Raw genomic sequence first — 20,554 nt, forward strand, 5'->3', positions numbered from 1 at the left:
GTCCTACGCCAGACTGTCCCGCCAGGCCCGGTGCAGGTCCGCGAACCTGCCCGTGCCCGCGATGAGTTCGGCCGGTTCGCCGTCCTCCACGATCCGGCCGTGCTCCATCACCAGGACCCGGTCCGCGATCTCGACGGTCGACAGCCGGTGCGCGATGACCACGGCCGTACGGCCCTTCAGCACCGTCGTCATGGCCCGCTGCACCGCACGCTCCCCGGGGATGTCCAGCGAGCTGGTCGCCTCGTCGAGGATGAGCACCGCCGGGTCGGCCAGCAGCGCCCGTGCGAACGCCACCAGTTGCCGCTGCCCGGCGGAGATGCGGCCGCCCCGCTTGCGGACGTCGGTGTCGTAGCCGTCGGGCAGGGCGCTGATGAAGTCGTGTGCGCCGATCTCCTTCGCCGCCTGCTCCATCTCCTCGCGGGTGGCGTCCGGGCGGCCGATCGCGATGTTGTCGGCGACCGTGCCGGAGAACAGGAACGACTCCTGCGTCACCATGACCACCCCGCGCCGCAGCTCGGGCACGGCCAGGTCGCGCAGATCGACGCCGTCCAGCAGCACCCGGCCGCCCGAGGGGTCGTAGAACCGGGCCAGCAGCTTGGCCAGCGTCGACTTGCCGGCGCCCGTGGAGCCCACGACCGCGACCGTCTGCCCCGCCGGGAGGGTGAGGTCGAACGTGGGCAGCACCTCGCCGCCGGTGCGGTAGCCGAAGCGGACGCCGTCGAAGACCACTTGGCGGCCGGGGTGCTCGCTCTCGAGCGGCGGGAGCTGCCGGGGAGTGGCCGGCTCGGGGACCGACGGGGTCTGGGCGAGCAGGCCGGCGATCTTCTCCAGGGAGGCCGCCGCCGACTGGTAGGAGTTCAGGAACATCCCGAGCCGGTCGATGGGGTCGTACAGCCGCCGCAGGTACAGCACGGCCGCCGCCAGCACACCGAGGGCCAGCGTGCCGTCCGCGACCCGGTGGGCGCCCCACAGCACGATCGCCGCGACCGCCGTGTTGGCGACCAGCCGCGAGCCGGTGACGTAGCGGGCCATCTCCAGCAGCGCGTCGCCGTTGACCCGTTCGTGCCGCCGGTTGAGCACGCCGAAGTCCGCGTCGTTGGCGGCCTCGCGGCGGAAGGCGCGCACCGGGCGGATGCCGTTCATCGTCTCGACGAACTTGACGATGACGGCCGCGATGGCGGTCGACCGCGCCCGGTACACCCGGCCGGCCCGCCGCTGGTACCACCGCACGAGCGCGTAGAGCGGGACCAGGGACGCCACCGCCACACCCCCGAGGCCCAGGTCGAGCCAGAGCAGCATCACCGAGATGTAGACGAAGGACAGGATGACCGTCACGAGCTCGTGGAGGCCCTCGTCCAGCAGTTCGCGCAGCGACTCCACGTCGGTCGTGGAGCGTGAGATGAGCCGGCCGGAGGTGTAGCGCTCGTGGAAGTCGACGCTCAGCGCCTGCGCGTGGCGGAAGATCCGGCCGCGCAGATCGAGCAGCACGTCCTGGCTGACCCGGGCCGCGGCGGCGACGAAGGCGAACTGCAGCCCGCCCGCGGCCAGCGCGCACCCCAGATAGCCGACGCCCACCGCGATCAGCGGCCCGTGGTCCTGCGCCCGGAACGCCGGTACGGCACGGTCGATGGCGTACGCCACGAGCAGCGGGCCCGCCTGCACGACCGCCTGCTGGAGCAGCAGCAGGAGCGTGGTGACCGTGACCCTGGCCTTCATGGGCGCGAGCAGGGAGCGCAGCAGTGCTGCCGTGGCGCCCGGCGGTGTGGGCAGGAGATCCTGGTCGAAGAGGTCGCCGGCGGCGGTGGGTCGCCCGTCGAGTCGGTCGCCGGATCGGTCGTCGGGTTGGTCGTCGAGTCGGTCGTCGGGTTGGCTGTCGGCCGGTGCGCCGGTGGCCGCCGTCATCGTGCGCCCTCCTCTTCCCCTGACATCAGATGCGCGTACTCGGCGTTCGTACGCAGCAGTTCGTGGTGGGTGCCGACCGCGGCGATCCGGCCGCCGGACAGCAGGGCGACGCGGTCGGCGAGCAGCACGGTGGACGGGCGGTGCGCCACGATCAGGGCGGTGGTGTCCGCGAGGACCTGCCGCAGGGCGGCCTCCACGGCGGCCTCGGTGTGCACGTCCAGGGCCGACAACGGATCGTCCAGGACGAGGAACTCCGGCTGCCCGACGACGGCCCGGGCGAGCGCGAGGCGCTGGCGCTGGCCACCGGAGAGGCTGAGGCCCTGTTCGCCCACCTGGGTGTCCGTCCCCCGGGGCAGGGCGTGCACGAAGTCGGCCTGGGCGACGGCGAGCGCACGCTCCAGGTCGGCGGTGCCTGCGGTGTCCTTCGCCCCCATGAGAACGTTGTCGCCGACCGCGGCCGAGAACAGCGTGGGCTCCTCGAAGGCCACGGCGACCTTGGCGCGCAGCACTCGTCTCGACAGGTCCGTGATGTCGACGCCGTCGAGGGTGATGCGGCCCGAGGTCAGCTCGTACAGGCGGGGGATGAGGGCGGTGAGGGTGGTCTTGCCGCTGCCGGTGGCGCCGACCAGGGCCATGGACTCGCCCGGACGGATGTGCAGGTCGATGTGCTGGAGGACGGGCGGGGCGTCGGGCGGGGCGTCGGGGTAGCGGAACCGGACGTCGTGGAAGCGGAGTCCCCTGTCCCGGACCTTCGCCGGGCCGGTGCCCGGGGCGGCGGTGGCCCCCTCCACTTCCTCGTCCATCACCTCGAAGTACCGCTCCGTCGCCGTCGCCGCCTCCTGGCTCATCGCCAGCAGGAACCCGATCGACTCCACCGGCCACCGCAACGCCAGCGCCGTCGACAGGAACGCCACCAGTGTCCCCGCGGACAGGACACCGTCGGCCACCTGGACCACTCCCACGACCAGCGCCGCCCCGATCGCCACCTCCGGCAGCGTCACGATGACGCCCCAGATCGTCGCCAGCAGCCGCGCCTTGCGCAGTTCCGTGCCGCGCAGCGTCGTCGACAGGTCCCGGAAGGCCCGCGCCTGGCTCCGGTGGCGGCCGAAGCCCTTGATGATGCGGATGCCGAGCACGCTCTCCTCGACGACCGTGGTCAGGTCGCCGACCTGGTCCTGGGCGCGCCGGGCCACCTTGGCGTAGCGCTTCTCGAAGATCACGCAGGTGACCATGACGGGCACGGCGGGTCCGAGGACGACCAGCCCCAGGGTCCAGTCCTGGAGCAGCATGATGACCACGCCGACGAGGATCGTCACCCCGTTGACCAGGAGGAACGTCAGCGGGAAGGCGAGGAACATGCGGAGCAGCATCAGGTCCGTCATCGCCCGGGACAGCAACTGCCCGGAGGCCCACCGGTCGTGGAAGGCCACCGGCAGCCGCTGGAGGTGCCGGTACAGACCCGCCCGCATCGACGCCTCGACGTGCGAGAGCGGACGGGCCACCAGCCACCGCCGCAGCCCGAACAGCAGGGCCTCCGTGAAGCCGAGCAGCAGCAGACACAGCGCGCCGAGCCACACCCCCGCCGGGTCCCGGCCGGCGATCGGCCCGTCCACCATCCACTTCAGGACGAGCGGGATCACCAGGCCCGCGCAGGAGGCGAGTATCGCGACGAGCGCGGCACTGAACAGCCGCACCCGCACGGGCCGCACGTACGGCCACAGGCGCAGCAACGTGCGCACGGCGGAACGGTCCTGGGCGGGGGCGGGTGTGGTGGCCATCAGCAGCGAGCCTACGGATCGCCACTGACACTGCCCACCGAGTTTCCGCCGGACCGGAATCGGTCGTTGGTCCTACGACCTGGGCGTTCGACGGGTCGTACGGCGCCACCAGCCGGGTCGTACGGCGCCACCGGCCGGGTCGTACCGCCGCATCAGCCGATCGGTTGATGTCCGTTCGAGCGCGACGGCCGATGTGGCGGACCCCGCCTCGCCGGGACCCTTCTTCGTATGCCGACCGCACCTGTCATCGAAGTCACCGAGCTGCGCAAGAGCTACGCGGGCCGTCCCGCCGTCGACGGTGTCTCCTTCGCCGTGGAGGAAGGGGAGATCTTCGGGATCCTCGGCCCGAACGGCGCCGGGAAGACCACCACCGTGGAGTGTGTCGAGGGGCTGCGGGTGCCCGACTCCGGCCGCGTCCGCGTGACCGGCCTCGACCCCGTCGCCGACCACGAGCGGGTCGCCGGGGTGCTGGGCGCCCAGCTCCAGGAGAGCCAACTGCAGCCCAAACTCACGGTCCGTGAGGCGCTGGAGCTGTACGCCGCGTTCTACCCGGCCCCTGCCGACTGGCGCCCCCTGGCCGAACGCCTCGGACTCCAGGAGAAGCTGTCCACCCGGTTCGCCAAGCTCTCCGGTGGCCAGAAGCAGCGCCTGTTCATCGCACTCGCCCTGATCGGCGACCCCCGGGTCGTGGTCCTCGACGAGCTCACCACCGGCCTCGACCCGCGTGCCCGCCGCGACACCTGGCAGCTCATCGAGGACGTCCGCGCCCGGGGCGTCACCGTCCTGCTCGTCACGCACTTCATGGAGGAGGCGCAGCGGCTGTGCGACCGGATCGCGGTGATCGACCGGGGCCGGGTGGCCGCCCTGGACACCCCGGCCGGGCTGATCCGCCGCTCGGCGGGCGCCACCGTCATCAGCTTCACCCCGTCCGAACCGCTGGACGACCGTGAACTGAACGACCTCCCCGCTCTGGTCGGGAGGGAGAACAAGGACGGCCGGATCACGCTGTCCGGCACGGACGACACCGTCAACGCCGTGCTGTCCCTGCTCGCCCGCCACCACGTCACCGCCCACCAGCTCCGCGTCACCGACGCCACGCTGGACGACGCGTTCCTGGACCTGACGGAGGCCTCCGCATGAGCACCGCCCTGATCAACCCCGCTGTGCTGCGCAGTGAGTTCCGGCTCTTCGGCCGTGAGCCGGGCAGCCTCTTCTGGGTCCTGCTGTTCCCCAGCCTGCTGCTGGGCATCCTGGGTTCCGTGCCGTCGTTCCGCGAGGCGCAGGACGGGCTCGGCGGACTGCGGACCGTCGACGTCTACGTGCCCGTGAGCGTCCTGATCGCCCTGATCATGGCCGGCGTGCAGGCGATGCCGCCGACGCTGACCGGCTACCGCGAGAACGGCATCCTGCGCCGGCTGTCCGCCACCCCGGTCCGGCCCGCGTCCCTGCTGGCAGCCCAGATGCTGGTGAACGGCCTGGCGGCGCTCGCCTCGGCGCTGCTCACGCTCACGGTCGGACGGCTCGCCTTCGACGTACGGCTGCCCGAGCAGCCCTTCGGGTACCTGCTCGCGCTGCTTCTCGCCGTGCTCGCGGCGCTCTCTCTGGGCGCGGTCGTCTCGGCCCGGGCCCGTACGACGAAGATCGCCACCGCGATCGGGACCGCCGTGTTCTTCCCGATGCTGTTCAGTGCCGGGGTGTGGGTGCCGGTGCAGGCGATGCCGGACGTGCTGGCCCGGATCGTCCAGTGCACCCCGTTCGGCGCCGCCGCGCGGGCCCTGGACCAGGCCGCGGCGGGCGGCTGGCCGGGCTGGGGGCACCTGGCCGTGCTTGTGGCCTGGACCGTGGTGCTCTCTGTGTCGGCCGCCCGCTGGTTCCGCTGGGAATGATGCGAGTCCGGAAGGGAGCGGGACCGTGGCCGACACTGGGGGCATGACGGACCTGGCGGGTGTCGAGCAGCGGTGGGCGGCGTACAACCGCTGGGGGCCGTGCGGGATGCTCGCGGCCGGCACGGTGCTCTCCGCGGCGACAGTCGACCTGGTCGGCATGTCGACGGCTGAGCGGTACGCCGCCGTCGCCCTGGTCGCTGCCGCGGTGGTCCTGCAACTGGGGTGGGCGTGGTGGTCTCGCGGCAGGCCGCCGGCCCCGTCGGTGCCGAGCACCGGCTACTACTTCGTGCGCTGGGCGCTGGGCTTCGCGCTCAGCTGGTGCAACCCGTTCTTCGCGTTCTACGGCGCCGCCGGGTACGTCGGTGCCGAACGGCTGCTGCGGGGCCGTACGCTCAAGCTCGGGTTGCTGGCCACCGCGGTGACCGTCGCGGGTTCCCAGGCCACCGGCATGCCCCCGCGAGGGGTCCTGCACTGGACGTTGTTCGGCGGACTGCTCTGCGTCCACGTCGTGCTGATCACCGTTTTCGGTCGGCTGGCCGCGCGCGAGGAGGAGCGCACCCGCATCCAGACCGCCACCATCTCCGAACTGGAGCGCACCAACGCGGCGTTGCAGCAGGCCCTCGATGAGAACGCCGCCCTGCACGCCCAGCTCCTGGTGCAGGCGAGGGAGGCCGGGGTCGCCGACGAGCGCCGGCGGCTGGCCGCCGAGATCCACGACACCATCGCCCAGGGGCTGACCGGCATCATCGCCCAGCTCCAGGCCGTGGCGAACACCCCGGACCCGGCCCTGGCCCGTCAGCACGCGGCCCGCGCGACCGACCTGGCCCGGCACAGCCTCGGCGAGGCCCGCCGCTCCGTGCACAACCTCGCCCCGGTCGCCCTGGCGCACGACGGCCTCCCCGAGGCCCTGGAGAAGACGGCGGCGGAATGGGCCGAACGCACGGGAGTGCACGCGCGGTTCACCGTCACGGGCACGGTCGAGCAGCTCCACGACGAGGTCGCGGCCACCCTGCTGCGCATCGCCCAGGAGGCCCTGTCCAACACCGCACGGCACGCGCACGCCACCCGCGTCGGCGTCACCCTGTCCTTCATGGGTGACGAGGTCAGCCTCGACATCCGCGACGACGGCCGCGGTTTCGACCGGAGCGCCGTGCGGGAACGCACCAGCACCGGCGGTTTCGGCCTGCCCGGCATGTGCGCCCGCGCCGAACGCATCGCCGGCTCCCTCACCGTCGAGTCCGAGCCGGGCCACGGTACGGCGGTGTCGGCTCGCGTACCGTTGGTCCGCCATGACTGACGACGCCGCCACGGGGGACGCCCCGATCACCCTGCTGATCGTCGACGACCACCCCGTCGTCCGGGACGGCCTGCGCGGCATGTTCGAGTCCGCGCCGGGCTTCCGCGTCCTGGGGGAGTCTTCGAACGGCGTCGAGGCGGTCTCGCTCGCCGCGGGCCTCGACCCGGACGTGGTCCTGATGGACCTGCGCATGCCGGGCGGCGGGGGAGTGGACGCCATCCGTGAACTGACCCGCACCGGCGCCCGCGCCAAGGTCCTCGTCCTCACCACCTACGACACCGACTCCGACACCCTCCCCGCGATCGAGGCGGGCGCGACGGGCTACCTCCTGAAGGACGCCCCGCGCGAGGAGTTGTTCACGGCGGTACGGGCGGCGTCGGAAGGCCGTACGGTCCTGTCCCCGGCGGTCGCCTCCCGCCTGGTCTCCGCGGTCCGCACGCCCAGGGCCCGCGGCAACGAGCCGCTCTCCGCCCGCGAACGCGAGGTCCTGGCCTTGGTGGCCAAGGGCACCTCCAACCGCGAGATCGCCCGCGAACTGTTCATCAGCGAGGCGACCGTGAAGACCCACCTCACCCACCTCTACGCCAAGCTCGGCGTCAAGGACCGCGCGGCGGCGGTGGCGGTGGCCTACGAGCGGGGCATCCTCGGCTAGCCGGGCTCACCCCGCCACCCGCAGCAGCAGCACCGCCCGCGCCGGCATCGTGATCTCCGACCCCGCCCGGTGCTCCACGCCCGGCGCCTCCCCCTGCTCCTCCAGGCTCGTGTCGACGACGACCTCGTACCGCTCGGCCCAGGGCGGCCCCGGCAGCGTGACGTTCACCGGCTCCTCGCCCGCGTGCAGCACGGCCAGGAAGCTGTCGTCGAGGATCTGCTCCCCGCGCTCGTCCCGGCCCGGAATGTCCCGGCCGGACAGATACATGCCCAGGGTGGCCGCGGGCGCGTACCAGTCCTGCTCCGTCATCTCCGTGCCCCGGGACGTGAACCAGGCCAGGTCGCGCAGCCCGTCCGCGGTCTGGGCCCGGCCCGAGAAGAAGGCCCGGCGCCTGAGCACCGGGTGGCGGTGGCGCAGCTCTATCAGCCGGGAGGTCAGCGCGAACAGGGCCTGCCAGCCCGGGTCCTGAAGCAGCCCCCAGTCCAGCCAGCTGATCTCGTTGTCCTGGCAGTAGGCGTTGTTGCTGCCGCGCTGGGTGCGGCCCAGTTCGTCGCCCGCGACGAGCATGGGCACGCCCGTCGACAGCAGCAGGGTGGTCAGGAGGTTCCTGAGCTGCCGCCGCCTGAGCGCCCGTACGCCCTCGTCGTCCGTCTCGCCCTCGGCGCCGCAGTTCCAGGCCCGGTTGTCGTCCGTGCCGTCCCGGTTGCCCTCGCCGTTGGCCTCGTTGTGCTTGCGCTCGTAGCTCACCAGGTCGCGCAGGGTGAACCCGTCGTGCGCGGTGATGAAGTTGACGGACGCGTACGGCCTGCGCCCGCCCCAGGCGTACAGGTCGCTGGAGCCCGACAGGCGGTAGCCCATCTCCCGTACGTCCGGCAGCGCATGCCGCCAGAAGTCCCGTACGGCGTTGCGGTACCGGTCGTTCCACTCCGTCCACAGCGGCGGGAACGCCCCCACCTGGTAGCCGCCCGACCCCACGTCCCACGGCTCGGCGATCAGCTTCACCCGGCGCAGCACCGGGTCCTGGGCGATGACCGCCAGGAACGGGGAGAGCATGTCGACGTCGTGCATGGAGCGGGCCAGCGCCGCCGCCAGGTCGAAGCGGAAGCCGTCGACGCCCATCTCGGTCACCCAGTACCGCAGCGAGTCCGTGATCAGGCGCAGCACATGCGGCTGGACCACGTGCAGGGTGTTGCCGCAGCCGGTGTAGTCGGCGTAGCGGCGGGCGTCGTCCTGGAGGCGGTAGTAGCCGCGGTTGTCGATGCCCTTCAGGGACAGCGTCGGGCCGAGTTCGCCCGCCTCGGCGGTGTGGTTGTAGACCACGTCGAGGATGACCTCGATCCCGGCCGCGTGCAGGGCGCGCACCATCCGCTTGAACTCCCCCACCTGCTGGCCGGTCGTACCGGAGGCCGCGTAGGCGGCGTGCGGGGCGAAGTAGCCGATGGAGTTGTAGCCCCAGTAGTTCCTGAGGCTTCTGCGCAGCAGATGGTCCTCGTGGGCGAACTGGTGCACCGGCAGCAGCTCCACCGCCGTCACCCCCAGCTTCACCAGGTGCTCGATCGCCGCCGGGTGCGCGAGGCCGGCGTAGGTGCCGCGCAGCTCCTCGGGGATGCCCGGGTGCAGCCGGGTGAAGCCCTTGACGTGCATCTCGTAGATCACCGAGTCGGCCCAGGGGGTCTTGGGGCGCCGGTCGTCGGCCCAGTCGTCGTCATCGTGGACGACGACGCCCTTCGGGACGTACGGCGCCGAGTCGCGGTCGTCGCGCACGGTGTCGGCGACGTGCTGCTGCGGCCAGTCGCGGACGTGCCCGTACACCTCCGGCGGCAGAGTGAAGTCCCCGTCCACGGCACGGGCGTACGGGTCGAGGAGCAGCTTCGCCGGGTTCCAGCGGGCGCCGGTCCAGGGGTCCCAGCGGCCGTGCACCCGGTAGCCGTAACGCTGCCCGGGCAGCACGCCCGGGACGAAGCCGTGCCAGATCTCGTGGGTCAGCTCGGCGAGCCGGACCCGGGACTCCTTGCCCGCCTCGTCGAAGAGGCACAGCTCGACGCCCTCGGCCCCGCCCGCCCACAACGCGAAGTTGGTGCCCGCCACCCCGTCCGGGCCGACCCGGAACCGGGCGCCCAGCGGCGTCGGCGCGCCCGGCCGGGCGGGCAGCGGGGGCGGCTGCGCGGCCCGCGGCATGCCGTTCACGGCGGCGGCCTGGCGCCCGTTCCCAGTGGCCTGATGACCGGCCACCGCCTCCTGCTCGGCTGCGCTGGACACCTGTCAGCCTCCCGCGGCTCGTGGGACGACGGGGGACAGAGGGGTGCGGCCTGTGCTGCGGCCCGGGTCGCGGCTCCCCTGCGCGTCGTCCTCCCCACTGTTCTGCCCAGAGCATGGGTCGCACTCACGTTTCCCCGGGGGCGGGCATGGTCGTTTCCCGGGGACACGGCCGGTCGTTGGGCACCGCGTGAGGCACGTACAAGGGCGCGCGCGGCGCGCGAGGGCCGCGCTGGCCGCCGTAGTGACATGGGCAGGGCTCCTCGCCGGGGCCACGGGCTGTACCTCGGACGACACGGGCGGGATCGCCGGGGCGTTCGGCGCGCCCCCGGCGCCCGAGGACGTCATCAAGGTCTCGCCCGACGACGGCAGCAGGGGAGTGCGCCCCGGGAAGAGGCTGCGGGTGCGCGTGCCCGACGGCCGGCTGGAGAAGGTGAAGGTCGTCAGGTCGCAGGACGCGCAGGAGTCCCCGGTGCCCGGCCACCTCTCCGCCGACGGCCTGACCTGGGAACCCGACGAGCAGCGGCTCGCGCTGGCCGCCAAGTACACGATCGACGCGGTGGCCGTGGACGGCGACGGACGCCGCTCGGCCCGGCACACCACCTTCACCACCTACGTCCCGGAGGAACGCTTCATCGGCTACGTCGCCCCGGAGAACCGCGCCACGGTCGGCACCGGCATGATCGTCTCCCTGGAGTTCAACCGGGAGATCACCGACCGCGCCGCCGTCGAACGCGCGGTCCGGGTCACCGCCCGCCCGGCCGTCGAGATCCGCCCGCACTGGTTCGGCGGGACCCGCCTCGACTTCCGCCCCGAGGACTACTGGAAACCCGGCACCCAGGTCACCGTCGCCCTGCGCCTGCGCGACGTCGAGGGCGCACCCGGGGTCTACGGCCTGCAGCACAAGACGTTCTCCTTCACCGTCGGCCGCAGCCAGGTCTCCGTGGTCGACGCCGCCGCGCACTCCATGGAGGTCCGGCGCGACGGCGAACCCCTCGCCACCGTGCCCGTCACGGCCGGTGCGCCCGGGAACGCCACGTACAACGGCAAGATGGTGGTGACCGAGATGCTCGACGTCACCCGGATGAACGGCGCCACGGTCGGCTTCAAGAAGCGCGACGGCAAGGGCGAGTACGACATCCCGGACGTTCCGCACGCCATGCGCCTGACCGAGTCCGGCACCTTCCTGCACGGCAACTACTGGGCGCACCGCACCGTGTTCGGCCGTACCAACGTCAGCCACGGCTGCATCGGACTGCGCGATGTGAAGGGCGGCGGCTCGGACACCCCGGCCGGCTGGTTCTTCGACCGCAGCCTCATCGGGGACGTCGTCGAGGTCGTCAACAGCACTGACAAAAAGGTCTCTCCCGACAACGGGCTCGGAGGATGGAATATGGGCTGGAATGCATGGAAGGCGGGCAGTGCGGTGAAGTAGCCGGACCGGGGGGGCGGATTGACCTGGCGTTCCGTTGGGACCGAACGGTGACAATCGCGGGCCGCCGGTGCCCGGTGCCTTGTGGTTAATATGCGCCGACGCGCGGGGGACGCGCGGGGTGCGGGCCTGACCAGGCCCTGGGAGGGGAGAACCACTTGAACGGGCGACCGATATCGGGGGCGTCGGTTGGGCGCGGGAACGGAGTGCTCGCGCTGATCCTCGGCGCGCTGCTCCTCGCCGTCACGGCGTGTGGCGGCGGGGGCACCGGCTCCGGTTCCGGCGAGGGCGACAACAAGGGCAAGAAATCGGATACCGCGCAGAGCGGGCAGTCCGAGGCGATCGTCGGCATCACCCCCAAGGACGGAGCCAAGTCCGTCGACACGAGCGGTGCGCTGAAGGTCACCGCCTCGAAGGGGAGGCTGACCGAGGTCGAGGTCAGGGACGCCGAGGGCAAGAAGGTCGACGGCGAGATATCCGGGGACGGCGCCAGCTGGACGCCGTCCACCCACCTGGCCGGCGCCACCAAGTACACGGTCCACGCGGTCGCCAAGGACTCCGAGGGCCGCACGGCCGCGGAGGACGCCGGCTTCACCACGCTGACCCCTCAGAACACCTTCATCGGCACCTTCACCCCCGAGGACGGCTCCAAGGTCGGCGTCGGGATGCCGTTCTCCCTCCGCTTCTCGCGGGGCATCACCAATCCGGAGGACGTCGAGAAGGCCATCCGCATCAAGACGGAGCCGGCCGTCGACGTCGAGGGCCACTGGTTCGGCAACGACCGTCTCGACTTCCGCCCCGAGAAGTACTGGAAGCCCGGCACCAAGGTGACCGTCGACCTGAACCTCGACGGCGTCGAGGGCCGCTCCGGCGTCTACGGCGAGCAGGACAAGACGGTGAAGTTCACCGTCGGCCGCAACCAGGTCTCCGTCGTCGACGCCAAGAAGCTGACGATGAAGGTCATGCGCGACGGCAAGGTCATCAAGACCATCCCGGTCACCACCGGCAAGCCCGGCATGGAGACCTGGAACGGCCAGATGGTCATCAGCGAGATGCTCACGGTGACCCGGATGAACGGCGAGACGGTCGGTTACGGCGGCGAGTACGACATCAAGGACGTCCCGCACGCCGTCCGCCTGACCACCTCCGGCACCTTCCTGCACGGCAACTACTGGGCGAGCGGGGCCTTCGGCAACTACAACGCCAGCCACGGCTGCATCGGCCTGCGCGACGTGCGCGGCGGCTGGGACAAGAAGGTGCCGGCCGCGTGGTTCTTCAACCACTCGATGGTCGGTGACGTGGTGGTCGTCAAGAACTCCGAGGACCGGACCGTCGCCCCGGACAACGGGCTCAACGGCTGGAACATGTCGTGGGAGAAGTGGAAGAAGTAGTTCTCCGCTGCGGACAGGAGGGCCCCGGTGTGACGGACCGCACCGGGGCCTCAGACGTTAGTCATGGTTAACCTGCTGCCTATGACCGTCTCTCTCGAAGTCGCTGAAGGCGTCGGCACGCTCCGTCTCGACCGCCCGCCCATGAACGCGCTGGACATCGCCACGCAGGACCGGCTGAAGGAACTCGCCGAGGAGGCCACGCGCCGCGAGGACGTCCGGGCCGTGGTGATCTACGGCGGCGAGAAGGTGTTCGCGGCCGGCGCGGACATCAAGGAGATGCAGGCGATGGACCACACCGCGATGGTCCTGCGCGCCCGCGCCCTGCAGGACTCGTTCACGGCGGTGGCCCGGATCCCCAAGCCCGTCGTCGCGGCCGTGACGGGCTACGCGCTGGGCGGCGGCTGCGAACTCGCCCTGTGCGCGGACTTCCGTATCGCCGGGGAGAACGCCAAGCTCGGCCAGCCGGAGATTCTGCTCGGTCTGATCCCCGGCGCCGGCGGCACCCAGCGCCTGGCCCGCCTGGTCGGCCCCTCCAAGGCCAAGGACCTCATCTTCACGGGCCGGATGGTGAAGGCCGACGAGGCCCGCGAGATCGGCCTGGTGGACCGGGTCGTCCCCGCCGACGAGGTGTACGCGCAGGCGCACGCCTGGGCCGCGAAGCTGGCGCAGGGCCCGGCGCTCGCACTGCGCGCCGCGAAGGAGTCGATCGACACGGGCCTGGAGGCGGACATCGACACGGGCCTCGCGATCGAACGGAACTGGTTCGCGGGCCTGTTCGCCACCGAGGACCGCGAGCGCGGCATGCGCAGCTTCGTGGAGGAGGGGCCGGGCAAGGCGAAGTTCCTCTGAACATCCCTCCAGGGGCTTGCAATTGACACGGTGTCTGACCCGGGGTCCCTCGATGGGGCGGTTTATGGCAACCTTAAGGCAACCTTAAGCGTACCGAAGCGGGGCAGTCCGTCGATTGCCCCGGAATGAGATGTTCCAGCAGGTCAGATGGGGCGTGGGCGGCTCCGAAGTGTCTGTGGCATATGACGGATGCCCGCCGGTTCACCGCCCGCTCCCCGGGGCGTATTCCCCGGGAACGGCCCCGTCGGGTGCTCCGGGCGGCCATGATGGGGGCATGGCGGGGCTGGAGGGTATGGAACAGCCGCGGGGACACGCACATGCGGCCGCGGCGCGCTGGTCGCCGACCGTCGAGGACGAACACGCGCTGAAGGCGCTCGAGTTGTACGGCAACCCGACGGAGGCAGAGGTTCCACTGCCGTCCCGCCCCGAGTCCGCGGCCACCGCGAGACGGCTCACCCAGGTCGTGGTCCTGCGCCACTGGGGCCTCACCCCCAAGACCACGGAGGACGCGGTCCTGCTCGTCTCCGAACTGGTCGGCAACGCCGTACGCCATACCGGCGCCCGTGTCTTCGGGCTGCGTCTGCACCGGCGCCGCGGCTGGATCCGCGTCGAGGTCCGCGACCCCTCCCGCGGGCTGCCGTGCCTGATGCCCGTCCAGGAGATGGACATCAGCGGCCGTGGCCTGTTCCTCGTCGACAAGCTGGCCGACCGCTGGGGGGTCGATCTGCTGCCCCGGGGCAAGACGACCTGGTTCGAGATGCGGGTCGCCGACCGCTGAGCGCGCGCGATGCCTCACCCGGTCGCCGGACGGACGAATCACGGGATTCCCTTCGAGACGCCCATTAAATGGTGCAATGCACCGCCATCTCGTCAAGAGCGCCCTGGTCGCGGGTGCCGCCCTCGCCGTCCTCGCCGCCTGCGGCACCGGAAGCGGGGAACGGACCTCCGAGGCACGCGGCACCAAGGCCGCCGTGCCCGCCCCGCCCGAGAAGAAGCCCGTGAAGGGCCTGCCCGGCATGCCGCCCGTCCTTGACCCCGAGGACGTGTACGCGGCCGACCGCCCGAACATGCTGTCCCCGGTGGTCAAGGACTTCCCGTCCCGGGTCTACGTCCCCAACACCGAGTCCGACACGGTCACCGTCATCGACCCGAAGACGTACGAGATCACCGAGACGATCCCCGTGGGCCGGCAGCCCCAGCACGTCGTGCCCTCCTGGGACCTGAAGACGCTCTGGGTCAACAACAACCGCGGCCACACCCTCACCCCGATCGACCCGAAGACCGGCAAGGCGGGCAAGGAGGTCGAGGTCCACGACCCGTACAACCTCTACTTCACGCCCAACGGCAGGTACGCCGTGGTCATGGCCTCCCTCGACCGCGAGCTGGTCTTCCGCGACCCGCACACCATGGAGGTCAGGAAGACCGTCCCGGTGTCCTGCTACGGCGTCAACCACGCCGACTTCTCCCTCGACGGGCGCTACTTCATCGTCTCCTGCGAGTTCAGCGGCGAACTGCTCAAGGTAGACACCGAGAAGATGAAGGTCGTCGGGCAGCAGCGGCTGCCGTTCGAGGGAGCCATGCCGCAGGACGTGAAGATCTCGCCCGACGGCAAGAAGTTCTACATCGCCGACATGATGGCCCACGGCATGTGGGTGCTGGACGGCGACAGGTTCACCGAGCCCACCCTGACGCCCACCGGCAAGGGCTGCCACGGCCTCTACGTCAGCCGGGACTCCCGCGAGATGTACGTGTCCAACCGCGGCGAGGGCACCATCTCCGTCTTCGACTTCACGCAGGGCAGGCTGACCAAGAAGTGGGACCTGCCCGACGGCGGCAGCCCCGACATGGGCGGCGTCTCCGCCGACGGCAAGGTCCTGTGGCTGTCCGGCCGCTACGACGCCGAGGTGTACGCCATCGACACCCGCACCGGCACCCAGCTCGCCCGCATCCCGGTCGGCAGCGGCCCGCACGGCCTCGCGGTCTACCCGCAGCCCGGACGCTACTCGCTCGGCCACACGGGCGTCTTCCGGTGACACCCATCCGCCGTCCATACCAGGGCAGTTGACACGCTCTGATCGAGTGACGATCCCGGTTCCGCCGCGGCGCAGCCGCGATCGTGCCGTGCATGACCACTCTCAGCCTGCGGCGGCGGGCCGCTGCCGCCGCACTCTGTCTCGCCGCCGTCCTCACCACCACCGGTGCCGCGCCCACCCAGGCCCCGGCTGCCGCCGCCCCCGCACCCGCCGCCTGCCCCGTCCAGTTCGACGACAAGGTCAAGGCCGCGGCCGACCGCCGGGTCGACGTCGGCCGCATCACCCCCGACCCGTCCTGGCGCACCACCTGCGGCACCCTCTACCGCGCCGACGGCCGCGGCCCGTCCGTCGTCTTCGAGGAGGGCTTCCTCCCCAGGGACGTCGTGAACGGCCAGTACGACCTGGAGAAGTACGTCCTGGTCAACCAGCCGTCCCCGTACGTGTCGACGACGTACGACCACGACCTGTTCAAGAAGTGGAAGTCCGCGTTCAACTACTACGTCGACGCCCCGGGAGGCATCGACGTCAACCAGACCATCGGCGACACCCACAAGTGGGCCGACCAGCAGGAGGTCGCCTTCCCCGGCGGCATCGCCCGGCAGTACGTCATCGGCGTCTGCCCGGTCGACAAGCAGACCAGGACGGAGATCATGAGCGAGTGCGAGAGCAACCCGCACTACGAGCCGTGGCACTGAGCAGCACCTCCGAGCCGACGGGCCGGTAGCCCGCCGCCTGGAACGCCCGCGGACCGCGGGCATCGTCGATCCGTGCCAACGCGAGCGGAGGTTCCCCGGGAAGCTCACCACCGGTCAGCAGCACGGATGCTCGTCCCGGCCGCAGGACCCACCGTGCTCCGCGAGGAGTCGCCTGGGTGGTCGCCGCGCCGGCGGCTCGCACGGCCGGTTAATCTGACCTGCGTCAGACCTGCGTCAGCAAGACGTAGAGCACGAGATGAGGGGCGGATCGGTGGCGGACATCGAGGAAGCACGCAAGCAGTTCGAGCGGATCGATACGGACGGTGACGGATACATCACCGCTGCCGAGTTCAAGACCGCCCTGGCCCGGTCGGGCGACTGGAACGTCACCGAGTCGGTCGCCGAGGTCGTCATCAAGACCCGCGACCTCGACGGCGACAAGCAGCTGAGCTTCGATGAGTTCTGGGCCTACCTGAACAAGTAGGCGTCCAGTTCGCCGGTTGCCGAGCGAAGGGGCCCGGTCCACGATCCTCGGACCGGGCCCCTCGCCATGCCCGGAGTGCGCCCCGGACTCGGAATAGCGCACTCGCCCCGAAGGTTGACGCTGCTCGCGAAGGCTCACGAGGCGCTGTGCATCTCCGAAAGGACGAGGCGACGACATGAAGATCGGCATCATCGGAGCGGGCAACATCGGCGGCAACCTGACCCGGCGGCTCACCGCCCTCGGCCATGACGTGGCCGTCGCCAACTCCCGAGGCCCCGAGACGCTCACGGCCCTGGCGGAGGAAACGGGCGCGACGCCCGTGACGGTCGGGGAGGCGGCGCGGGACGCCGAGATCGTCGTCGTCACCATCCCGCTGAAGGCGGTCCCGGACCTCCCTTCCGGTCTGCTCGACAGCGCGGCGGACGGCGTCGCGGTCATCGACACCGGCAACTACTATCCCCGGCAGCGGGACGGCAGGATCGCCGCGATCGAGGACGACGGCCTCACCGAGAGCCACTGGACGGAACGCCGGATCGGCCACCCGGTCGTCAAGGCCTTCAACGGCACCTACGCCCAGGACATCCTGGAACGCCCGCTCCCGGCCGACGACCCCGACCGCATGGCCCTCCCGGTGGCCGGCGACGACGAGCCGGCCAAGCGCAAGGTACGGGACCTCATCGACGCCCTCGGCTTCGACACGGTGGACGCGGGCGGCATCGACGACTCCTGGCGCCAGCAGCCCGGCACCCCGGTCTACGGCCTGCGCGCCGGCGTCGAAGCGGTCACGAAGGCCCTGGCGGAGGCGTCCCCGGAACGCACACCGGGGTTCAGCGGCTAGGACTTGTCCGGCCGATCATGCTGGAGTCAGACCTGTCACGAGTACCCGCTGTCGGATCCTTGTCATGCGCCGCAAGTATCTTGCGGCGCATGACAATGACTGACTATCTTGTACCGCATGACAAAGGGGCTGCCCGCTGCCGGTGACCAGCGTCGTAGTCAGCTGCTGCGCGGAGTGCTCGATCTGTGCCTGCTGTCGCTGATCGCCGAACGGCCGCGTTACGGCTTCGAGTTCGTGGCGGCACTCGCCGACAACGGGCTCGATCTCGTGAGCGAAGGCAGTATCTATCCGTTGCTCACCCGGCTGGAGCGGGAGGGGCTCATCTCCTCGTACCGCGCCCCGTCGGCCAGCGGTGGCGCCCCACGCAAGTACTACCGCCTGACCGAAGCGGGAAGTGCCGAACTGGCGAGCGGCCGGGCCGTATGGCACGCCTTCAGCGGGCGTGTGGGGCGGATCCTGACCGCTACCGAACCCACGGGGGGAAGCACACCATGACGGACCAGCGAACCATGACTAATCAGCAGATACTCGCGGTCTGCCGCAGCAATTGGGAGTACCGGGGCATCGACGACGGATCCGTCCGGGAGATGCTCGATGAGCTCTCCGCTCATCTGGACGACGCGGTGGCCGCAGGCCGCACGCCCCAAGACGTCGTGGGCAGCGACGTGAAGGAGTTCGCCGCCTCCTGGGCCCGGGCCCGCGCTCCGTTTGCCCGCCGGCTGCTGCGCACGGCGGCGATGGTCTGTTTCGTGATCGGCTGGCTGATACTGGCCACGTGTCTGCTCCGGTGGACCACCGAACGGGTCGTGAGCGTCAACGATGTTGCCTTCTGGACCGTCGTCGCAGCGGTCACGGTCGCCTGGGAGCTGCGGCGCGGCAGCCTGGGGCTCGGTAGGACCCTGGCGGTCGCCCTTGCCGTCGGCTTGCCCGCAGTGCTGCTCTCCCGATGGCTGGGCGGCGACGGGGAACTGTTCGCATTGCCACTGTGGGCGGCCCTGGCGCTGCTCCTTCCCGGGCTTCCGTACGCCCTCGCCGATGCGCGGAACAGGAAGAACACCGCGCCCGACGTCGACTAGGACCGGCCCGCCCGATCATGTGACTATCCAACTGTTGTCTCGTTGTCCCAGACATGGGGCGGGGTGACTTGACGGATGCGGAGTGGGAACAGCTGCGGCCGTTCCTGCCGGTCAGCAACGGACGTTGTGGCCGGTGGCGCGATCATCGGCAGGTAATCGACGGGATTCTGCACCGGGTGCGGACCGGGGTGCAATGGCGCGACCTGCCCGAGCGGTTCGGGCCATGGAAAACGGTTTATGAACGCCACCGGCTGTGGTCGGCCGACGGAACCTGGGAACGCCTGCTGCAGCAGGTCCAGGCCGCGGCCGACGCAGCAGGTGAGATCGACTGGGACATCGCGGTGGACTCCACCATCGTGCGTGCGCATCAGCACGCGGCCGGTGCCCGCACCGATCCGCCGCCGGCTCCGGCATCAAAGGGGGCGGCAGAAGACGAACATCAGGCCGAGACGCCGTGGCAGAGCCTGCTCGCCCGCCTGGTGGAGGTGGCGCAGGAAGTGAGGGCCTGGGCCGCTCGCGGGGCGGGTTCACCAGCAAATTCCACCTGAGTGCCGACGGCCGTTGCCGTCCGCTATCGCTGGTCGTTACCGGTGGGCAGCGGGCCGACTGCACCCAGTTCACGGCGGTGCTGGAGAAGATCCGCGTTCCCAGGCCCGGACGGGGCAGGCCACGCAAGAAACCTGACAGCCTGGCGGCGGACAAGGCCTACAGCAACGGTCCCTGCCGTGAGTACCTGCGGCGCCGGGGCATCCAGCACACCATCCCGGAGAAGACCGACAGCCAGGCCGCCCGCCTGCGCAAAGGCTCACGCGGCGGACGGCCACCCGGCTTCGACGAAGAGCGGTACAAGAAGCGCAACACCGTCGAGCGGGCGATCAACAGGCTCAAGCAGTCACGGGCCGTGGCTACCCGATATGACAAGCGCGGCTACGTCTTCCTCGGCACTGCCACTGCGGCGGCCCTCGTCATCTGGCTCCGCACATGATCGGCCGGACAAGTCCTAGTAGTGCTTCGTTACCTTGGGTGATCTCGCCTGGTGATGGGCATGTTCGAAGCATGAAGTTGGGGGATGTGGAACGGCTCCGGGGTGAGTTATCGGAGTTCGTTGCGAACGTGTTCGGGTCGTTGCCGCGGCGGGATCAGCGGCGGTGGGGCGAGTGTTATCTGCGGGGCCTGATGCTGGACGGCCGCCGGAAGTCGATCCAGCCGATGGCCGAGCGGCTGCCGGACGGCAACATGCAGGCCCTGCAGCAGTTCGTTAACCAGTCGCCGTGGGAGTGGACACCCGTGCGTCAGCGGATCGCCCGGCGGTTGTGCGAGGTGGTCCAGCCCGAGGTGTGGGTGATCGACGATGTGTCGTTTCCCAAGTGCGGCACCGCGTCGGTGGGGGTGGCCCGGCAGTACTGCGGCGCGTTGGGCAAGCGGGCGAACTGCCAGGTCGCGGTCAGTGTCCATGCCGCCACCGACAGGGCCTCGTGCCCGTTGGAGTGGCAGTTGTATCTGCCGCGTGAGTGGACGGACGAGCCGGACCGATGCCGCAGGGCAGGAGTCCTGGACGACGTGGTGCACCGGGAGAAGTGGCGTCTCGCGCTCGGTCTCCTGGACACACTCGCCCAGTGGCAGTTGAAGGCGCCGGTCGTGGTCGCTGACGCCGGCTACGGCGTCAGCACCCCGTTCCGGCTCGGTCTCCAGGAGCGAGGGCTGTCCTATGTCCTGGCCCTGAACGGGAAGGAAGTCGCTCACCCGGAAGAAGTTGAGCCGCACCAGCCTGCTTATGGCGGGCTCGGACCGCCCACCCTTGCCCGCTACCGCACCTCACCGCGAGCCGTCTGCGTCCTCGCGGCGGAGGCGGGTGCGGAGCGGTTCACCGAGGTGACCTGGAGGCAGGGCAGCAAAGGCGCGATGACCTCACGGTTCGCGGTGCTGACAGTGCGGCCCGCGGGCAAGCAGTCCCTGGCCGCAGCGCAGGAGGCGGGCGGCGGCCG

19 protein-coding genes are annotated in these 20,554 nt (G+C 70.8%); 16 read left to right on the top strand and 3 right to left on the bottom strand.

The features are described 5' to 3' along the window. Nucleotides 1-3: 3 nt before the first annotated feature. Both G3I77_RS39310 and G3I77_RS39315 read right to left on the bottom strand, forming a co-directional pair. On the bottom strand, nt 4-1,902 hold the full coding sequence (locus tag G3I77_RS39310) for an ABC transporter ATP-binding protein (protein ID WP_248511991.1): 1,899 nt from the start codon (nt 1,900-1,902) through the stop codon (nt 4-6). Continuing rightward, on the bottom strand, nt 1,899-3,680 hold the full coding sequence (locus tag G3I77_RS39315; protein WP_248511993.1) for an ABC transporter ATP-binding protein: 1,782 nt from the start codon (nt 3,678-3,680) through the stop codon (nt 1,899-1,901). Before G3I77_RS39315 ends, G3I77_RS39310 begins: the two co-directional genes overlap by 4 nt. A gap of 228 nt (nt 3,681-3,908) precedes the next feature. Between G3I77_RS39315 and G3I77_RS39320 the strand changes: the two genes are divergently transcribed. Genes G3I77_RS39320 through G3I77_RS39335 form a run of 4 tightly spaced genes read left to right on the top strand, consistent with a single transcriptional unit; the run spans nt 3,909 to nt 7,515 of the window. After that, on the top strand, nt 3,909-4,820 hold the full coding sequence (locus G3I77_RS39320; protein WP_374388567.1) for an ABC transporter ATP-binding protein: 912 nt from the start codon (nt 3,909-3,911) through the stop codon (nt 4,818-4,820). After that, the gene (locus G3I77_RS39325; RefSeq protein ID WP_248511995.1) at nt 4,817-5,566 is read left to right on the top strand and encodes an ABC transporter permease; all 750 of its coding nucleotides are present in this window, start codon (nt 4,817-4,819) and stop codon (nt 5,564-5,566) included. Before G3I77_RS39320 ends, G3I77_RS39325 begins: the two co-directional genes overlap by 4 nt. Nucleotides 5,567-5,609: 43 nt before the next feature. Continuing rightward, on the top strand, nt 5,610-6,863 hold the full coding sequence (locus tag G3I77_RS39330; protein WP_248512022.1) for a sensor histidine kinase: 1,254 nt from the start codon (nt 5,610-5,612) through the stop codon (nt 6,861-6,863). Next, the gene (locus G3I77_RS39335) at nt 6,856-7,515 is read left to right on the top strand and encodes a response regulator transcription factor (protein WP_248511997.1); all 660 of its coding nucleotides are present in this window, start codon (nt 6,856-6,858) and stop codon (nt 7,513-7,515) included. Before G3I77_RS39330 ends, G3I77_RS39335 begins: the two co-directional genes overlap by 8 nt. A 6-nt stretch (nt 7,516-7,521) precedes the next feature. Here the strand turns inward: G3I77_RS39335 and glgX are convergent, their stop codons facing one another. Continuing rightward, complete coding sequence (gene glgX, locus G3I77_RS39340; RefSeq protein ID WP_248512004.1) at nt 7,522-9,774, bottom strand: glycogen debranching protein GlgX; 2,253 nt, start codon at nt 9,772-9,774, stop codon at nt 7,522-7,524. A 187-nt stretch (nt 9,775-9,961) separates the two neighbouring features. Here glgX and G3I77_RS39345 point away from each other — a divergent pair, with 187 nt between their 5' ends. The 12 genes from G3I77_RS39345 to G3I77_RS39400 all read left to right on the top strand — a co-directional run. Then, nucleotides 9,962-11,206: an Ig-like domain-containing protein gene (locus G3I77_RS39345; protein WP_248512005.1), complete on the top strand. Its 1,245-nt coding sequence runs from the start codon at nt 9,962-9,964 to the stop codon at nt 11,204-11,206. 155 nt (nt 11,207-11,361) lie between these two features. Then, nucleotides 11,362-12,594, top strand: a complete 1,233-nt coding sequence (locus G3I77_RS39350; RefSeq protein ID WP_248512006.1) for an Ig-like domain-containing protein — start codon at nt 11,362-11,364, stop codon at nt 12,592-12,594. A gap of 81 nt (nt 12,595-12,675) precedes the next feature. Continuing rightward, nucleotides 12,676-13,443 (top strand): enoyl-CoA hydratase/isomerase family protein, encoded by a 768-nt coding sequence (locus G3I77_RS39355; RefSeq protein WP_248512007.1) that lies wholly within the window; start codon nt 12,676-12,678, stop codon nt 13,441-13,443. Nucleotides 13,444-13,612: 169 nt separating this feature from the next. Then, on the top strand, nt 13,613-14,221 hold the full coding sequence (locus G3I77_RS39360; RefSeq protein ID WP_374388574.1) for an ATP-binding protein: 609 nt from the start codon (nt 13,613-13,615) through the stop codon (nt 14,219-14,221). Nucleotides 14,222-14,297: 76 nt separating this feature from the next. Beyond that, a complete protein-coding gene (locus tag G3I77_RS39365; protein ID WP_248512009.1) occupies nt 14,298-15,476 on the top strand; it encodes a YncE family protein in 1,179 nt (392 codons plus the stop codon). Nucleotides 15,477-15,568: 92 nt separating this feature from the next. Continuing rightward, entirely contained in the window at nt 15,569-16,171 is a 603-nt protein-coding gene (locus G3I77_RS39370; protein WP_248512011.1) for an ADP-ribosyltransferase, read from the top strand. Nucleotides 16,172-16,442: 271 nt separating this feature from the next. Continuing rightward, entirely contained in the window at nt 16,443-16,655 is a 213-nt protein-coding gene (locus tag G3I77_RS39375) for an EF-hand domain-containing protein (RefSeq protein ID WP_248512012.1), read from the top strand. A gap of 175 nt (nt 16,656-16,830) precedes the next feature. After that, on the top strand, nt 16,831-17,493 hold the full coding sequence (locus tag G3I77_RS39380; RefSeq protein WP_248512014.1) for an NAD(P)-binding domain-containing protein: 663 nt from the start codon (nt 16,831-16,833) through the stop codon (nt 17,491-17,493). Between the two features lie 117 nt (nt 17,494-17,610). Further along, complete coding sequence (locus tag G3I77_RS39385) at nt 17,611-17,988, top strand: PadR family transcriptional regulator (RefSeq protein WP_248512016.1); 378 nt, start codon at nt 17,611-17,613, stop codon at nt 17,986-17,988. Continuing rightward, nucleotides 17,985-18,569, top strand: a complete 585-nt coding sequence (locus G3I77_RS39390) for a DUF1048 domain-containing protein (protein WP_248512018.1) — start codon at nt 17,985-17,987, stop codon at nt 18,567-18,569. The genes G3I77_RS39385 and G3I77_RS39390 overlap by 4 nt, the downstream gene beginning before the upstream one ends. Before the next feature lie 53 nt (nt 18,570-18,622). Then, nucleotides 18,623-19,554 (top strand): IS5 family transposase gene (locus G3I77_RS39395; protein ID WP_374388579.1). Its coding sequence is split into 2 segments (ribosomal slippage): nt 18,623-18,958 and nt 18,961-19,554, totalling 930 coding nucleotides; the frame shifts between segments, so codons are not numbered across the junction. 71 nt (nt 19,555-19,625) lie between these two features. Continuing rightward, the coding region (locus tag G3I77_RS39400) for an IS701 family transposase (protein WP_248512020.1) at nt 19,626-20,554 on the top strand (929 nt) is incomplete at its 3' end.

This window comes from Streptomyces sp. D2-8 (assembly GCF_023184515.1).
Taxonomy (GTDB): domain Bacteria; phylum Actinomycetota; class Actinomycetes; order Streptomycetales; family Streptomycetaceae; genus Streptomyces.

What these genes read in the sequence shown, in the direction of transcription:
- G3I77_RS39310 (WP_248511991.1), bottom strand. Translation starts at nt 1,902, where the DNA reads ATGACGGCGGCCACCGGCGCACCGGCCGACAGCCAACCCGACGACCGA.
- G3I77_RS39315 (WP_248511993.1), bottom strand. Translation starts at nt 3,680, where the DNA reads ATGGCCACCACACCCGCCCCCGCCCAGGACCGTTCCGCCGTGCGCACG.
- G3I77_RS39320 (WP_374388567.1), top strand. Translation starts at nt 3,909, where the DNA reads ATGCCGACCGCACCTGTCATCGAAGTCACCGAGCTGCGCAAGAGCTAC.
- G3I77_RS39325 (WP_248511995.1), top strand. Translation starts at nt 4,817, where the DNA reads ATGAGCACCGCCCTGATCAACCCCGCTGTGCTGCGCAGTGAGTTCCGG.
- G3I77_RS39330 (WP_248512022.1), top strand. Translation starts at nt 5,610, where the DNA reads ATGACGGACCTGGCGGGTGTCGAGCAGCGGTGGGCGGCGTACAACCGC.
- G3I77_RS39335 (WP_248511997.1), top strand. Translation starts at nt 6,856, where the DNA reads ATGACTGACGACGCCGCCACGGGGGACGCCCCGATCACCCTGCTGATC.
- G3I77_RS39355 (WP_248512007.1), top strand. Translation starts at nt 12,676, where the DNA reads ATGACCGTCTCTCTCGAAGTCGCTGAAGGCGTCGGCACGCTCCGTCTC.
- G3I77_RS39365 (WP_248512009.1), top strand. Translation starts at nt 14,298, where the DNA reads ATGCACCGCCATCTCGTCAAGAGCGCCCTGGTCGCGGGTGCCGCCCTC.
- G3I77_RS39370 (WP_248512011.1), top strand. Translation starts at nt 15,569, where the DNA reads ATGACCACTCTCAGCCTGCGGCGGCGGGCCGCTGCCGCCGCACTCTGT.
- G3I77_RS39380 (WP_248512014.1), top strand. Translation starts at nt 16,831, where the DNA reads ATGAAGATCGGCATCATCGGAGCGGGCAACATCGGCGGCAACCTGACC.
- G3I77_RS39385 (WP_248512016.1), top strand. Translation starts at nt 17,611, where the DNA reads ATGACAAAGGGGCTGCCCGCTGCCGGTGACCAGCGTCGTAGTCAGCTG.
- G3I77_RS39390 (WP_248512018.1), top strand. Translation starts at nt 17,985, where the DNA reads ATGACGGACCAGCGAACCATGACTAATCAGCAGATACTCGCGGTCTGC.